Raw genomic sequence first — 13,652 nt, forward strand, 5'->3', positions numbered from 1 at the left:
CGCACCGCATGTCTGACATGACGACCGTCCACGCCGACGACGTCCGGTGGTACGCCGACACGTTGGCCCGGATCGCGGACAACGTCGAGACGGCCGTGCTGGGCAAGCGGCACGTCGTCCGGCTGGCGCTGACGTGCCTGGTCTCGGGTGGCCACCTGCTGCTGGAGGACCTGCCGGGCACCGGCAAGACGATGCTCGCCCGGGCCGTGGCCAGGAGCGTGGACTGCAGCTTCGCCCGCATCCAGTTCACCCCCGACCTCCTTCCCTCCGACGTCACCGGCGTCACGGTCTACGACCAGGGGAGTGGTGAGTTCACCTTCCACCGAGGCCCCATCTTCCACAGCCTCGTGCTGGCCGACGAGATCAACCGTGCGTCGCCGAAGACGCAGTCCGCCCTCCTGGAGGTCATGGAGGAGGGGCACGTCACCGTCGACGGGCACACGCACGGGGTCGGCAGGCCGTTCATGGTGATCGCCACGCAGAACCCGATCGAGCAGGCCGGCACCTACCAGCTCCCCGAGGCGCAGCTGGACCGGTTCCTCATGCGCACCAGCCTGGGTCATCCCGACGCCGCGTCGACCGAGGCGCTGCTCGCGGAGTCCCGGGTGCGCGACCGCGCCGCCGGGCTCGTGCCGGTCGTGAAGGCAGCGGACATCGAGCAGATGGGGCGGATCGCCGATGCGGTCCACGTCGATCCCGCGGTCATCACCTACGTACGCCGTCTCGCCGAGGCGTCGCGCGACGTCCCCGACGTGAGGATCGGAGCGTCCACCCGCGGCTGCTTGGCCTGGATCCGTGCCGCGAAGGCCTGGGCGTTGTCCGAGGGACGCGGTCACGTCGTGCCGGAGGACGTGTCCACGCTGGCGCACCCCGTCCTCGGGCACCGGCTGCTGATGGCGTCGGGCGCGGCGTACGGAGGGACGACGGCCGACGACGTCATCGACACGCTCCTGGCCGACGTGCCGGCCCCCCGCGACCGCGCGTGAGCGACCCGCGCCGCCGGATGTCGTCCGCCGTGCGGACGCTGCTGGCACCCGCGCGGCTGCTGACCCCGCTCGGGCGCGGGCTGGTCGTGACGGCCGTGGCGTCAGCCGTACTGGCTTCGAGGCTCCACTGGCAGGAGTTCACCCAGCTCGCCGGCGTGGCCGTCGGCCTGCTGGTGCTCGGCCTCCTCTGGCAGCTCCTGCCCGGTGCCCCGACGGCGCAGGTGACGCTGCAGCAGCAGCGGATCGCCCAGGGCAGCCGGTCGCCCCGGGCACGCCTCGACGTCCAGGCCGGCGCGGCACCCATGCTGTTCCCCAAGCTCCTCCTGCCGGTCGGTCGGCTGTCGGTGCAGGTGCGGCTGCCCTCGCTCGGCCCGTACGCCCGTCACCACACGCCCGAGCTGCTCCTCCCCGACCTGCCGCGGGGAGTGCACCTGGTGGGGCCGGTGACCTACGAGAAGACCGACCCGGTGGGGGCGATCTCCCGGCGGTTCGAGACCGGTCGGGCCGTCGAGCTGATGGTGACCCCGCAGGTGACGGACCTGCCCGTGTTCGCGGGCGGCGTCTCCAACGACCTCGACGGGGCACCCAGCCAGCAGCTCTCCATGAGCGACCTGGCCTTCCACGCCCTGCGCGAGTACGTCCCGGGTGACGACCTGCGCCACGTCCACTGGAGGTCGTCGGCCAAGGCCGGCGAGCTGCTGGTCCGTCAGTTCAACGAGACCCGACGGGGTCACGTGACGATCCTGCTCGACCCCGCCCGGTCGTCGTACCCGCGCGCACGGGACTTCGAGCTGGCGGTCTCGGTGGCCGCCTCCATCGCGCTGCGGGCCGTGCGGGACGACCTCGACACCTACTTCCGGTGCGGACCGCACCTCGTCCGCAGCCGCGAGCCCGTCGCGATGACCGACATCGCCTGCCGCTTCGCGACCGAGGCCGACGACCACCACACGACGTACGCGGCCTCTGCGGCCGGGGCCGTCGGGGGCACGGGACTCGTCGTCCAGGTCACCGGCGCGGCGCGCGAGGTCGCGCAGCTCGACGAGGCCGCGGTCCAGTTCGGTGCCGGCGCGGAGCGCCTCGTCGTCCGCGCGGACAGCGCGGGTCAGGCGCGGGTGGTGGACCACCGTGCCATGCGGGAGATCCAGGTCCCGGACCTGCCGAGCCTCCAGCAGCTGCTCGAACGGGGGGTGCGGTGATGCGCGCGCGACAGGCGTCGGTCGACGCGCTGGCCGTCGTCGTGCTGATGGGGATCATCCTGTCGATCTTCGACGACACCTTCGCCGACCGCTCCTACCTCGTCGCGGGCATGACGCCCGTCGTGCTCCTGGTGCTGATGGCGCTGTGGGCCAGCCGGCTCCACGAGGGTGGCTGGGTATACACGTTGGGCTGCCTCCTGATCTTCGCGCCCCTGGGCTCGCTCGCCGCGTTGCACGAACCCGGGCCGTACGGCCTGCCCACCGTCAGGACCATGACTCGCCTGCTGGCGTCGACGGTCGATGCTCCCGTCACGCTCGTGAGCACCGTGCCGCCGGTCGAGCCGTCCGGCACCGTGCTGCTGGTCCCGTTCCTGATCGGCTTCCTCGCCACGATGCCCGCGGCGTGGCTCGCCTTCACGACGTCGCGGCCGCTCGCGCCCGCGATGCCGTTGGTGCTCGCCCTCGCCGCCACGATCCCGCTCGGCGTGCTCGAGCCGACCCTGCTGGTGCAGCGCGGAGTGGTGGTCGGTCTCCTCGTCATCGCCTGGATGGTCGTCCGCGACCGGCGCCGGGAGACGAGCACCGGCCCGGCTCGTGGTGCGGCGGGACCGGTGCTCACCGCTGTCGTGACGGTGGCGCTGATGTCCGGTGTGGTGGGCGTCCTCGTGCCCGACGGAAACCAGTCCGACCGCGTGCTGCTGCGGGGGCGGACCGAACCACTCCCGACCCTCGGCGCGGGGATGCCTCGCGTCACCGACGGCGAGACCCGCGAGGACGTCCGACTCCTCCGTGCCACCGGCGTCCCGGACGGAGCACGCCTCCGCTTCGCGGCGCTCGACCTGTACGACGGGAGCGGGTGGGTGCCGGCGGAGGAGTCACCCGGGTCGGGCGGCTACGGCACCTACAAGCGGATCGGTGAGGACGTACGTCCGCTGCACACCGGAGGGACCACGGTCGTCGAGGTGAGGATCCTGCCCGGCTACGACAGCGACTGGCTGCCGATGCTGGGCGAGCTCACGCGGATCGACCTCAAGTTCAACCCGGGGCGGACGGAGGTGTCCGCCGTCCGCTACAACCAGGCCACGTCGAGCGCGCTGGTCATCGGGGGAGTCGACGTCGAGGACGAGTACTCCTTCGAGTCGGTCACGGGGCAGGAGACGTTCAGCAGGCGCGACCGCACCCGGGAGCCCACCGACGAGCAGCGCCAGCCGAGCGGCGCGTTCCTCGACCCCTACCTCGAGCCGTTCGACCGGGACGAGCTGCTGCCGCTCGAACGTGTCCTGCTGCTGGCCCGGTACCTGCGCTCGAACGGCACGGTCCGGCTCGCCGACGGCTTCGACCAGTCGCCGGAGGTCCTGGGGCGACGGATGCTGGGTGCGCGGGGGATGGTGGCGACGCAGTTCCAGTACAGCGCCCTGATGGCGTTGGCGTCGTCCCGCCTCGGCGTGGCAGCCCGTGTCGTCACGGGGGCGGAGCCCGGGCCGCGCGGACTGGTCGACTACGGATCCGTGACGACCTGGGTCGAACTGCAGTTCGCCGATGGCACCTGGCGACCCCTCGACCCGTCGCGCTACGTCGGGTCGCGCATCGCGGCGGAGGGCGAGCCGGCCGCGCTGCCCGAGCCCGGTGACTTCGTCGCCGACCAGCTCGCGCGTGCGACCCGGGGCAAGGACCGCGAGATCCGTCCGCCGGACGGATCGACCAACCCGGACGGATCGCCGACGGTGCAGCAGAGCCCGTTGCGGACGGCGCTCGTCGCGGTGGCCTGGGTCGCCGGCCTGGTGCTGGTGGCGTTCCTGCTGGTGCCGCTGCTCAAGCGGGTGCGCCGCTGGCGTCGACGTCGTACGCCGTCGTGGTCAGGGATCTACGTCAACGCCTGGCAGGAGGTCCTCGACGCGGCGCGTGATCGCGGGACGCCCGTCCCGGACGGCTGGAGCCGGGTGGCCCAGGCGTCCGCCCTCGCCGCCGGCGTCGACCTGGCCCGTCGTGCCGACGCGGCGGTGTTCGCGCCGGGGCCGAGCGCCGACGCGAGCGATGGCCCTGCGTTCTGGGACGACTGCCTGGACCTGCGCCGCGCGCTCCTGCAGGACGCGGACCGGCGGCACCGGTGGTGGGCGCCGTTCAGCCCCGCCTCCCTGCTCGCGGGATGGGCCCGCGCGCGTCACGGCTCAGGCGTCGCGCAGGTGAGCCACGAAGATCGCCGTGCCGGGAGTCAGCAGCCCGCGCGCGCGTGACCAGCCGCCCCACACCCGGTCGTGGTGCTCGGGCCACTCGGGTTCGACGAGGTCGGTGAGCACGAAGCCGTGACCGGCCAACAGGCGCACCCAGTCGCCGAGCGTGCGGTGGTGCTCGACGTAGGCGACGACGCCGGTCGCGTCGTCGACCTCGACGTAGGGGGTGCGGTCCCAGTAGGACTGCGTGGCGGTCAGGCCGGCCTCGCCGGGGTCGTCGGGGAACATCCACCGGGTCGGGTGGGTGATCGAGAACGCGAAGCGTCCTGCGGGGCGCAGCACCCGGGCCACCTCGGCGAGCGCGTGGTCGATGTCGCGCACGAACTGGAGTGCCCCGAAGGAGCAGAAGACGACGTCGAAGCTCGCCGTACGGAACGGCAGGTCGGTCGCGGTGCCGCGCACCGACGGGACGGACACGCCGGTCTCCTCGTCGAGGCGCACCGAGTGCTGGAGCTGGCGGTGGGAGAGGTCGAGCCCGATGCCGCGCCCGCCGTGGGTGCGTACCCACCGCGAGCACTGGCCGGCGCCGCTGCCCACCTCGAGCACGTCGAGCCCGGACACGTCGCCGAGGATCGCGAGTTCGTCCTCGCGGTGGCCCTCGGGGCCCCAGACGAAGCCCGCATCGCCGAGGAAGGCTCCGTGCGTGGCCTGGTACTCGTCGGCGTACCGGTCCCAGTCGGGTCCGTTGGCGCGCCGTGACTCCCGCTCCGAGACGGGGCGCCGCTCGACACGGACGGACTGCGGCAGGTGGTCCTCCACGCACCGGAGCCTAGTGGTGCTCCGGGAACGGCAGGACCGGCGCACCGCGCAGCTCATGCTGCCCGGTGCGCCGGCCCATCAGGGGCGTGAGGTTCAGCCCAGGAAGCGACCGTTGCGCACACCCGGGTCACGCGGGCCCGAGCGCCAGTCGGCCGGGTTGGCCTTGGCGCGGACCTCCGCACCGTCGCGGACACCACCCTTGTCGGTGTCGCACTTGGTCGGGTCGGTCTTGGCCTTGTTGTACTTCTTGTTGGCCTTGCCGGTCACTTCAGCCTTGTCCTTCAGGCCGTCGCGGTCGGTGTCCGCCTTCTTCGGGTTCGAGCGGGTCTTGCCGATCACGAAGGAGCCCTTGCGGGTCTTCACCTTCTGCTTGATCTTGTAGCCCTTGACCTCCTTGCCGTCGCCCAGGCCGTCCTTGTCGGTGTCCTTGACGAGCGGGTTGGTGGTCACGGTGATGGAGTTCTTGACCTTCTTGCCGCAGATCTCGAAGCGCTCGCGGATCTTGACGCCCTTGACCTCCTGGCCGTCGGTGAGGCCGTCGTTGTCGGTGTCGGCGTCCAGCGGGTCGGTGCCGTGGGTGTTGACCTCGGCGCCGTCGAGCAGGCCGTCACCGTCGGTGTCCGGGTTCAGCGGGTCGGTGCCGTGGACGTTGACCTCGGCGCCGTCGGACAGCCCGTCGTCGTCGGAGTCGGGGTCGTTCGGGTTGGTGCCGATCGGACCCTCCTGGCCGGTCGGCAGGCCGTCGCCGTCCGGGTCGCTCGGGTCGACCACGACGGTGAACGTCGTCGTGTCAGCGGCACTCGTCTGGCCGTTCTGCGACTGCGTGGCGGTCACGGTGTGCGGACCTGCGGCCAGCGGTGTACCGGGGTCGCAGCTCCAGGTGCCGTCCTGGCGGACGGTGGCGGTGCAGACGACGGTGCCGCCCTCGCGGACGGTCACCGTGGCGCCGGGGGAGCCGGTGCCGGAGATCGTCGGCGTGGAGTCGGTCACCGTGGCGCCCGTGGCGGGCGAGGTGATGTCGGGAGCGTTGAGCGAGCCCGGCGTGGGACCGCCGTCGCCGCACGTGATGCCGCCGGCCGGCGCGCCTGCGGCGACCGACAGGGGCACGACGTCGACGTTCGCGATCGTGACACCCTGGATCGGGCCGACGGCGCTGGTGGCGAGCTTGAGGTGCAGCAGGGCAGCCTGCGCCGACGCGCTGGTGCCGTCGGCGGCGACCGCCTTGGTCACGGCTCCGAGCGAGAGCTCGACCGTCAGAAGCGGGTTCTCGGGGAGCGCGAAGGTCGCGACCTCGTTGGCCGCGTCCAGGACGTACGGCGACCCGGGGGCGCTGGGAGCGGTGATCGTCACGACGGGCTGGGTGTAGTCGACCGTCGCACCGCCGGGCTTTCCGGACGCCTTGGCGGTGAGGGTGGGCGCGCTGCTGACGCCGACGGTCACCGAGCCGAAGAGGTTCAGGGCAGCGAGGTTGCTGGAGGCACTCGAGACGACCTCGCGGGCGTCGTTCGCGCCGCCGGTCGAGGCGAGGCGGACCTCCTGCTGCGTCTGGACCGTGCCGGGTGCCTTGACGAGGGGACCGGTGACGGGAACGTCGAGGACGGTCGCGTCCAGCGTGGACACGGAGGACGAGCTCGCAGGCGTCGACGGGGCCAGGCAGCTGCCGTCGTTGAACTGGGCGTGCGCCGTGGAGGTGGAGATGCCTGCAGTGAGCAGTGGAGCGGCCGGGATGGCGCCGCTCTGGACCACGGTCGGGGACGCGTTCGTGGGCGGGGCCGTCTGCGCCGCCTCCGAGAGGAGCGGCGGCAGGGTCTGGTTGAGCAGGACGCCGCCGATGTTGGCCGCCCGTGCGCCGACGCGGGGCGAGCCGGCCTGCAGCGTGCCCGACACGGGTGCGACGTCGACCGAGGCCGCGCTGAAGCTGCCGATCCCCGGGAGCGTCCCCGCGAGGACGTCGACGCCGAGCAGGCCGGCGGACGTGGAGCCGGTGGCGCTGGTCGGCACGGGTGCCGCCGACGCTGAGGTCTGTGTTGTGGCCAGGAACGTTCCTGGCAACGCGAGGGCCACGGCGACTGCCGCCCCCCGGGTGAACCGGTTGCTCAACCGGTGCTGTTCCTTGGAACCCATCTGTCGTACCCCCATTGGTGTTGGCCGCCCATAGATCCTCAGACGATCTACGGTGTGGCTACTGGTGATCTAACAGAGTCAACGACAGAACCACGAAGAGGTAACACAGACTTTACCCAAAGGGATGAGTTCTGGCTCCGCGGTCCGATCGTGAGGCGCACGCATGCCACCATGCGGCCCATGATCGGACCCGATGGCGCGCTGACCCCGCTCGCCGGCGGCCATTCCGGCCGTACGTTCCTGAGCGAGGTCGCGGGGGAGCGCACGGTCCTGCGGATCTACCCTCCCGGTGACGCGCGCGGGGCCGACGCCCCGCAGGTCGACGAGGCCGTGCTGCACCTCGTACGCGGCCTGCTGCCCGTGCCGGAGGTCCTGGAGGTACGACGCGGGGAGGTCGAGTCCGGACAGCCGGGGATCCTCGTCACGTCGTGGATGCCGGGGAAGCCGGCCGACCGGGTGGTCGACGGCCTCGACGACGCCGGTCTCGCCCGCCTGGGCGCCGCGATGGGAGCCGCGGCGGCCATCCTCGCGGGGATGGCGATGCTGCGTCCGGGCCTGTTCGTCGACGCCGATCTGCGCCTCGGCGCCTTCCCCGTCGACGGGCTGCCGGAGTGGGTCGAGGAGCGCCTCGCGCACTGGGCCCCGGAGGAGCGTGCAGCGCTGGTCGCCGTCGCCGAGGGGGCGCAGGACCTGCTCGACACGGTCGGCCGGGCCTGCCTGGTGCACAGCGACCTCAACCCCAAGAACGTGCTCGTCGACCCCGGCACGCTGCAGCTCACGGCGATCCTCGACTGGGAGTTCGCCCACGCCGGCCACCCGTGGACGGACGTGGGCAACCTGGTCCGCTTCGAGCGGCACCCGGCGTACGTCGAAGCGGTGCTCCGCGCCTGGACGGACCTGCGTGGCGGGTCGGTCGAGACGCTCCTCGAGGGAGCCCGCGCGGCGGACCTCTGGGCGCTCGTCGACCTGGCCACGCGGGCGGGGGCGAACCCGGTCGTCGACCACGCCGACGTGCTGCTCCGGACCGTCGCCGCCGAGGGAGACCTGCACGCATGGCCGGCCCACTGGTGAGCGTGGCCTGAGCGTGCTCCCCGGTTGGACGTCGAGCGTGGTCCACGCGTAGTCTTGGGAGCTGCGCCAGTCGTCTGCCCGGCTTCCATACCGAGCGAAGCGAGGCTCGCCGTGCCGCCGTCCCTGACGGAGGCCAGTGAAACAGGCCGCTGCGTGCGTCCGTACGACTCCACCCATCCAAGGAATCACTTCCCATATGACAGCCCTGCTCTCCGCTCTTCCGGACTACGACGCCCCCCAGGTGGCGATCAACGACATCGGGTCCGAAGAGGACTTCCTCGCGGCAATTGACGCGACCATCAAGTACTTCAACGACGGCGACATCGTCGAGGGCACCATCGTCAAGGTGGACCGCGACGAGGTTCTCCTCGACATCGGCTACAAGACCGAGGGCGTCATCCCCTCGCGCGAGCTGTCCATCAAGCACGACGTCGACCCCAACGAGGTCGTTTCCGTGGGCGACAAGGTCGAGGCCCTCGTTCTCCAGAAGGAGGACAAGGAAGGTCGTCTGATCCTGTCCAAGAAGCGCGCCCAGTACGAGCGCGCCTGGGGCACCATCGAGCAGGTCAAGGAGGAGGACGGCGTCGTCGAGGGCACCGTCATCGAGGTCGTCAAGGGCGGCCTCATCCTCGACATCGGCCTCCGCGGCTTCCTGCCGGCCTCCCTCGTGGAGATGCGTCGCGTCCGCGACCTGCAGCCCTACGTCGGCCAGGTCCTCGAGGCGAAGATCATCGAGCTCGACAAGAACCGCAACAACGTGGTCCTGTCGCGCCGCGCCTGGCTCGAGCAGACCCAGTCCGAGGTGCGCCACGGCTTCCTGACCCAGCTCCAGAAGGGTCAGATCCGCAAGGGTGTCGTCTCCTCGATCGTCAACTTCGGTGCGTTCGTGGACCTCGGCGGCGTCGACGGTCTCGTCCACGTCTCGGAGCTGTCCTGGAAGCACATCGACCACCCGTCCGAGGTCGTCGCCGTCGGCGACGAGGTCACCGTCGAGGTCCTCGACGTGGACATGGACCGCGAGCGTGTCTCCCTGTCGCTGAAGGCGACGCAGGAGGACCCGTGGCAGCACTTCGCCCGCACCCACCAGATCGGCCAGATCGTGCCGGGCAAGGTCACCAAGCTGGTGCCCTTCGGTTCGTTCGTCCGTGTCGAGGAGGGCATCGAGGGCCTGGTGCACATCTCCGAGCTCGCCGAGCGTCACGTCGAGATCCCCGAGCAGGTCGTCCAGGTCAACGACGACGTCATGGTCAAGATCATCGACATCGACCTCGAGCGTCGCCGGATCTCGCTGTCGCTCAAGCAGGCCAACGAGACCGCTGCTGCCGCTGACGTGGAGGAGTTCGACCCCACGCTCTACGGCATGACGGCCACGTACGACGAGCAGGGCAACTACGTCTACCCCGAGGGCTTCGACCCCGAGACGGGCGAGTGGCTCGAGGGCTTCGACGACCAGCGCGCGGTCTGGGAGGACCAGTACGCCAAGGCGCACACCCGCTGGGAGCAGCACGTCAAGCAGCAGGCCGACGCCAAGGTCGCCGAGGCCGAGGCCAGCGAGGCCACCTCGTACTCCTCGGGTGGCGACGTTGCCACGGAAGGCGACGAGACCGGTGGCGACACCGGCGGTTCGCTCGCCTCCGACGAGGCGCTGCAGGCGCTGCGCGAGAAGCTCACCGGTGGCCAGGCCTGATCGCCTGAGCACCTGAACAGCACCACCACGACGGCCCGCCGGGATTCCCGGCGGGCCGTCGTCGTACATCCGGACCCTCCGGGCCAGGGCGCGTCCGCTAGAACTGGCGCATGACTGATCGCGGCACGTCCGCCCTCGTCCTCGGCGGCGGCGGCATCACCGGCATCGCCTGGGAGCTCGGGATCCTGCACGGGCTCGCGGAGGTCGGCATCGACCTCACCGAGGCCGACACGGTCGTCGGTACGTCGGCGGGATCGGTGGTGGGCGCGCAGCTGGGCAGCGGGCTCTCGCTCGCCGACCTCTACGCCTCGCAGCTCGAGCCGCCCGACGCCGAGCTGGGCGGTCGGCTGTCACGCATCGCCGCGCTCAAGCTGGTGCCGCCGTACGTCCTGCCCGGCAGCGGGCGCGACAAGCTCGCCCGGGTCGGTCGGGTCGCGCGGGCCGCGCACGCACCGGGCAGCATCGACCGCGAGGGCGTGATCCGCTCCCGGCTGCCGGTGCACGACTGGCCGGACCGGGACCTCCGGATCACCGCCGTGGACACCGAGAGCGGCGAGTTCACCGTCTTCACGCGCGACTCCGGGGTGGATCTGGTGTCGGCCGTGGCCGCGAGCTGCGCGGTGCCCACGGTCTGGCCACCGGTCGAGATCGCGGGTCGCACCTACATGGACGGCGGGATGCGCTCCACCGCCAACGTCGACGTGGCGAAGGGCGCCGAGCGGGTCGTGGTGCTCGCCCCGCTGCCGCGATCGGTCAGCAGGAAGGCGTCCATCCGGTCACAGATGGAGCGGGTGTCGCCGCGGGCGTGGTCGGTGATCACACCGGACGCCGAAGCGCTTGCGGCGTTCGGTCGCAACCTGCTCGACCCGGCCAAGCGCCGCGTCGCTGCCGAGACGGGACTGCGCCAGTCCCGCGACCTGGCCGACCAGGTACGCGGGGTCTGGGAGGCGTAGCGGCGGCGGTCGCCGTGCGTCCGCTCGCGCGACAGTGGAGCCGGGGGACGAACCTAGCGTCGCCGGGCTCCACTGTCGCGTCGATCAGGTGCGGGGGACGAGGTGGCGACGCTCCTCGACGAGGCCGAGCTCGTCGAACGGGTGCGTCGTGGACGAGGGGCCGGCGAAGCGGTCGTGGCGGGCGTAGCTGACGAGCAGCGTGGCGAGGGCGGTGAGGACGATGAGTGCGAGGATGGTGGTCATGGCAGTAAGTCTCCGCCCATCTGGTTCCTGCCACCAGTGGCAGGAATGACAGTAGTAGTTGATTTACTGCCACTGGTGGTGCACGCTGATCCCATGAAGAAGGTGGCGGTCGTCGTGCAGGACGGAGCGGAGCCGTTCGGGCTCGGCTCGATGTGCGAGGTGTGGGGTGAGCCCTACCACCCCGACGACGACAACCCGGTCTTCGACTTCGTCGTCACCACGCCTCGCCCCGGCCGGGTCGCCGGCGCGACCGGCTACGACCTCCACGTCGACCACTCGCTGGCCGACGCCGCCGACGCCGACCTGGTCTGCCTCATCCCCAAGCGCGGCTACCGCGACCCGTCACCCGAGGTCGTGGAGCTGGTGCAGGCCGTCCACGCCCGGGGCGCGCTGGTGTTCGCCCACTGCACGGCAGCGTTCATGCTCGGTGAGGCGGGCCTGCTCGACGGCCGTCGGGCCACCACGCACTGGCGCCACGTCGACGAGCTCGCCGCCCTGTACCCCGAAGCGTCCATCGATGGCAACGTGCTGTACGTCCAGGACGGCTCGATGGTCACCGGCGCCGGCTCCGCCGCCGGGCTCGACGCGGCCCTTCACGTCATGCGCCAGCACTTCGGCGCGAAGGTCGCGGCCACTACCGCGCGCCGGATGGTCGTACCGCCGCACCGCGACGGCGGCCAGGCGCAGTACGTCGCGCGTCCCGTGCCGGTCTGCGAGTCGGAGGCGCTGGCCCCGCTGCTGGCGTGGATCAGCGAGAACCTGGGCGACGACCTCGACGTCGAGACCCTCGCGCGGCACATGCACATGTCCGCGCGCACCTTCGCCCGCCGCTTCAAGGAGGAGACCGGCACCACGCCCTACAGCTGGATCCTGGGGGAGCGCGTACGAGCCGCTGAGGAGCTGCTCGAGCAGACCGACCACTCGATCGACTGGGTCGCCGGTGAGGTCGGCTTCGGCAACGGCGCGACCCTGCGCCACCACTTCGGCCGCTCCCGCGGCGTCAGCCCGCAGGAGTACCGGCGTACGTTCCGGATGCCCGCCTGACCCTTCCGAGCGCCGCTGGCCGTCCCGCTCCGTGGGTACGACCTCCGGAGGCCCGGCCGAGCCTCGGTAGCCTTGTCCGCGTGAACGCGACTGCGCTGGCCGACCTGTCCGCCGACGACCTCGCCACCCTGCTCGAGGAGCAGCGGGCGGCGTACGAGGAGCTCAAGACTCGTGGCCTGAAGCTCGACCTCACGCGGGGCAAGCCCTCGGCGCAGCAGCTCGACCTGGCAGACGACCTGCTCCGCCTCCCGACGACGACGAAGGACGCGTACGGCGTCGACGTCCGCAACTACGGCGGCCTCGAGGGCCTGCGCGAGCTGCGGGAGATGTTCGCCGACCTGCTGTGGGTGGAGCCCGACCAGGTGGTGGCCGGTGGAAGTTCGAGCCTCACCATCATGCGCGACTGCCTCTTCTACCTGATGCTCTTCGGCGGCGTGGACTCCGAGCGGCCGTGGGGCAAGGAGGAGAAGGTCCGCTTCGTGTGCCCCGTGCCGGGATACGACCGCCACTTCACCCTCCTCGAGAGCCTCGGCATCGAGATGGTGACCGTCCCCATGCACGATGACGGACCCGACGTCGACGCCGTCGCCGCGCTGGTTGCCGACGACCCGACCATCAAGGGCATCTGGATCGTGCCGACGTACGCCAACCCGTCGGGCTCCATCGTCAGCCAGGACGTCGCCGCCCGGCTCGCGGCGATGCCGACGGCCGCGCCCGACTTCAAAATCTTCTGGGACAACGCCTACGCGCTGCACCACCTGACCGAGGACGAGGCCAAGAGCGCCGACATCCTCACCCTCGCCTCCGCGGCGGACCACCCGCACCGGCCGATCATGTTCGCGTCGACGTCGAAGATCACGTACGCGGGTGCGGGCGTCGCGTTCCTGGCGGCCTCGACGGCCAACATCGCGTGGTACCTGGGGCACCTCGGCAACGGCTCGATCGGCCCCGACAAGGTCAACCACCTGCGCCACGTCGAGTTCTTCGGGAGCCCGCAGGGCGTACGCGACCACATGGCCAAGCACCGCGAGATCATCGCGCCGAAGTTCGCCGAGGTGGACCGCGTGCTCACCGAGCGGCTGGACGGTCGTGGTGTCGCCACCTGGAACACGCCGTCGGGTGGCTACTTCGTCAACCTCGACGTCGTCCCCGGCACCGCGTCGCGCGTGGTCGCCCTCGCCAAGGAGGCCGGCATCGCGCTGACCCCGGCGGGGTCGTCGTACCCCTACAAGCAGGACCCGGACGACACCAACATCCGGCTCGCGCCGACCATGCCGCCGCTCGCCGAGGTCACCGCGGCGATGGAGGCCGTGGCCACCTGCGTGCTGCTCGCGGCAGCCGAGCAGGCGTCTGCCTGA

The 13,652-nt window shown here is 71.5% G+C and carries 11 protein-coding genes; 8 read left to right on the forward strand and 3 right to left on the reverse strand.

What is annotated here, in order from left to right:
• The first annotated feature begins 17 nt into the window (after window positions 1-17).
• Genes EUA94_RS11665 through EUA94_RS11675 form a run of 3 tightly spaced genes read left to right on the forward strand, consistent with a single transcriptional unit; the run spans window position 18 to window position 4,416 of the window.
• The gene (locus EUA94_RS11665) at window positions 18-986 is read left to right on the forward strand and encodes an AAA family ATPase (RefSeq protein ID WP_129427049.1); all 969 of its coding nucleotides are present in this window, start codon (window positions 18-20) and stop codon (window positions 984-986) included.
• Window positions 983-2,182: a DUF58 domain-containing protein gene (locus EUA94_RS11670; RefSeq protein ID WP_129427050.1), complete on the forward strand. Its 1,200-nt coding sequence runs from the start codon at window positions 983-985 to the stop codon at window positions 2,180-2,182. Before EUA94_RS11665 ends, EUA94_RS11670 begins: the two co-directional genes overlap by 4 nt.
• Window positions 2,182-4,416 carry a transglutaminase TgpA family protein gene (locus tag EUA94_RS11675; protein WP_129427051.1) on the forward strand — a complete coding sequence of 745 codons (2,235 nt, stop codon included), beginning with the start codon at window positions 2,182-2,184 and terminating at the stop codon, window positions 4,414-4,416. The genes EUA94_RS11670 and EUA94_RS11675 overlap by 1 nt, the downstream gene beginning before the upstream one ends.
• On the opposite strand, the gene EUA94_RS11680 is transcribed toward EUA94_RS11675, so the two are convergent.
• Together EUA94_RS11680 and EUA94_RS11685 are read right to left on the reverse strand one after the other, a co-directional pair.
• Entirely contained in the window at window positions 4,351-5,172 is an 822-nt protein-coding gene (locus tag EUA94_RS11680; RefSeq protein ID WP_242494816.1) for a class I SAM-dependent methyltransferase, read from the reverse strand. The genes EUA94_RS11675 and EUA94_RS11680 overlap by 66 nt on opposite strands.
• Before the next feature lie 93 nt (window positions 5,173-5,265).
• The gene (locus EUA94_RS11685) at window positions 5,266-7,173 is read right to left on the reverse strand and encodes an Ig-like domain-containing protein (RefSeq protein WP_129427053.1); all 1,908 of its coding nucleotides are present in this window, start codon (window positions 7,171-7,173) and stop codon (window positions 5,266-5,268) included.
• A gap of 303 nt (window positions 7,174-7,476) precedes the next feature.
• Here EUA94_RS11685 and EUA94_RS11690 point away from each other — a divergent pair, with 303 nt between their 5' ends.
• From EUA94_RS11690 to EUA94_RS11700, 3 genes are all read left to right on the forward strand, one after another.
• Window positions 7,477-8,367 carry a phosphotransferase family protein gene (locus tag EUA94_RS11690; protein ID WP_129427054.1) on the forward strand — a complete coding sequence of 297 codons (891 nt, stop codon included), beginning with the start codon at window positions 7,477-7,479 and terminating at the stop codon, window positions 8,365-8,367.
• A 196-nt stretch (window positions 8,368-8,563) separates the two neighbouring features.
• Window positions 8,564-10,054, forward strand: coding sequence for a 30S ribosomal protein S1 (rpsA, locus tag EUA94_RS11695; RefSeq protein ID WP_129427055.1), 1,491 nt, complete (start codon window positions 8,564-8,566; stop codon window positions 10,052-10,054).
• Window positions 10,055-10,164: 110 nt separating this feature from the next.
• Entirely contained in the window at window positions 10,165-11,007 is an 843-nt protein-coding gene (locus tag EUA94_RS11700; RefSeq protein ID WP_129427056.1) for a patatin-like phospholipase family protein, read from the forward strand.
• A gap of 84 nt (window positions 11,008-11,091) precedes the next feature.
• On the opposite strand, the gene EUA94_RS22150 is transcribed toward EUA94_RS11700, so the two are convergent.
• Entirely contained in the window at window positions 11,092-11,250 is a 159-nt protein-coding gene (locus EUA94_RS22150; RefSeq protein ID WP_165356870.1) for a hypothetical protein, read from the reverse strand.
• Window positions 11,251-11,343: 93 nt separating this feature from the next.
• On the opposite strand from EUA94_RS22150, the gene EUA94_RS11705 reads away from it, so the two are divergent.
• A complete protein-coding gene (locus EUA94_RS11705) occupies window positions 11,344-12,294 on the forward strand; it encodes a GlxA family transcriptional regulator (RefSeq protein WP_129427057.1) in 951 nt (316 codons plus the stop codon).
• A gap of 80 nt (window positions 12,295-12,374) precedes the next feature.
• A complete protein-coding gene (locus EUA94_RS11710; RefSeq protein ID WP_129427058.1) occupies window positions 12,375-13,652 on the forward strand; it encodes an aspartate aminotransferase type Ic in 1,278 nt (425 codons plus the stop codon).

This window comes from Nocardioides zhouii (genome assembly GCF_004137345.1).
Taxonomy (GTDB): domain Bacteria; phylum Actinomycetota; class Actinomycetes; order Propionibacteriales; family Nocardioidaceae; genus Nocardioides; species Nocardioides zhouii.

Coding starts and splice junctions, on each gene's coding strand:
- EUA94_RS11665 (WP_129427049.1), top strand. CDS start 18: ATGACGACCGTCCACGCCGACGACGTCCGGTGGTACGCCGACACGTTG.
- EUA94_RS11675 (WP_129427051.1), top strand. CDS start 2,182: ATGCGCGCGCGACAGGCGTCGGTCGACGCGCTGGCCGTCGTCGTGCTG.
- EUA94_RS11690 (WP_129427054.1), top strand. CDS start 7,477: ATGATCGGACCCGATGGCGCGCTGACCCCGCTCGCCGGCGGCCATTCC.
- rpsA (WP_129427055.1), top strand. CDS start 8,564: ATGACAGCCCTGCTCTCCGCTCTTCCGGACTACGACGCCCCCCAGGTG.
- EUA94_RS11700 (WP_129427056.1), top strand. CDS start 10,165: ATGACTGATCGCGGCACGTCCGCCCTCGTCCTCGGCGGCGGCGGCATC.
- EUA94_RS22150 (WP_165356870.1), bottom strand. CDS start 11,250: ATGACCACCATCCTCGCACTCATCGTCCTCACCGCCCTCGCCACGCTG.
- EUA94_RS11705 (WP_129427057.1), top strand. CDS start 11,344: ATGAAGAAGGTGGCGGTCGTCGTGCAGGACGGAGCGGAGCCGTTCGGG.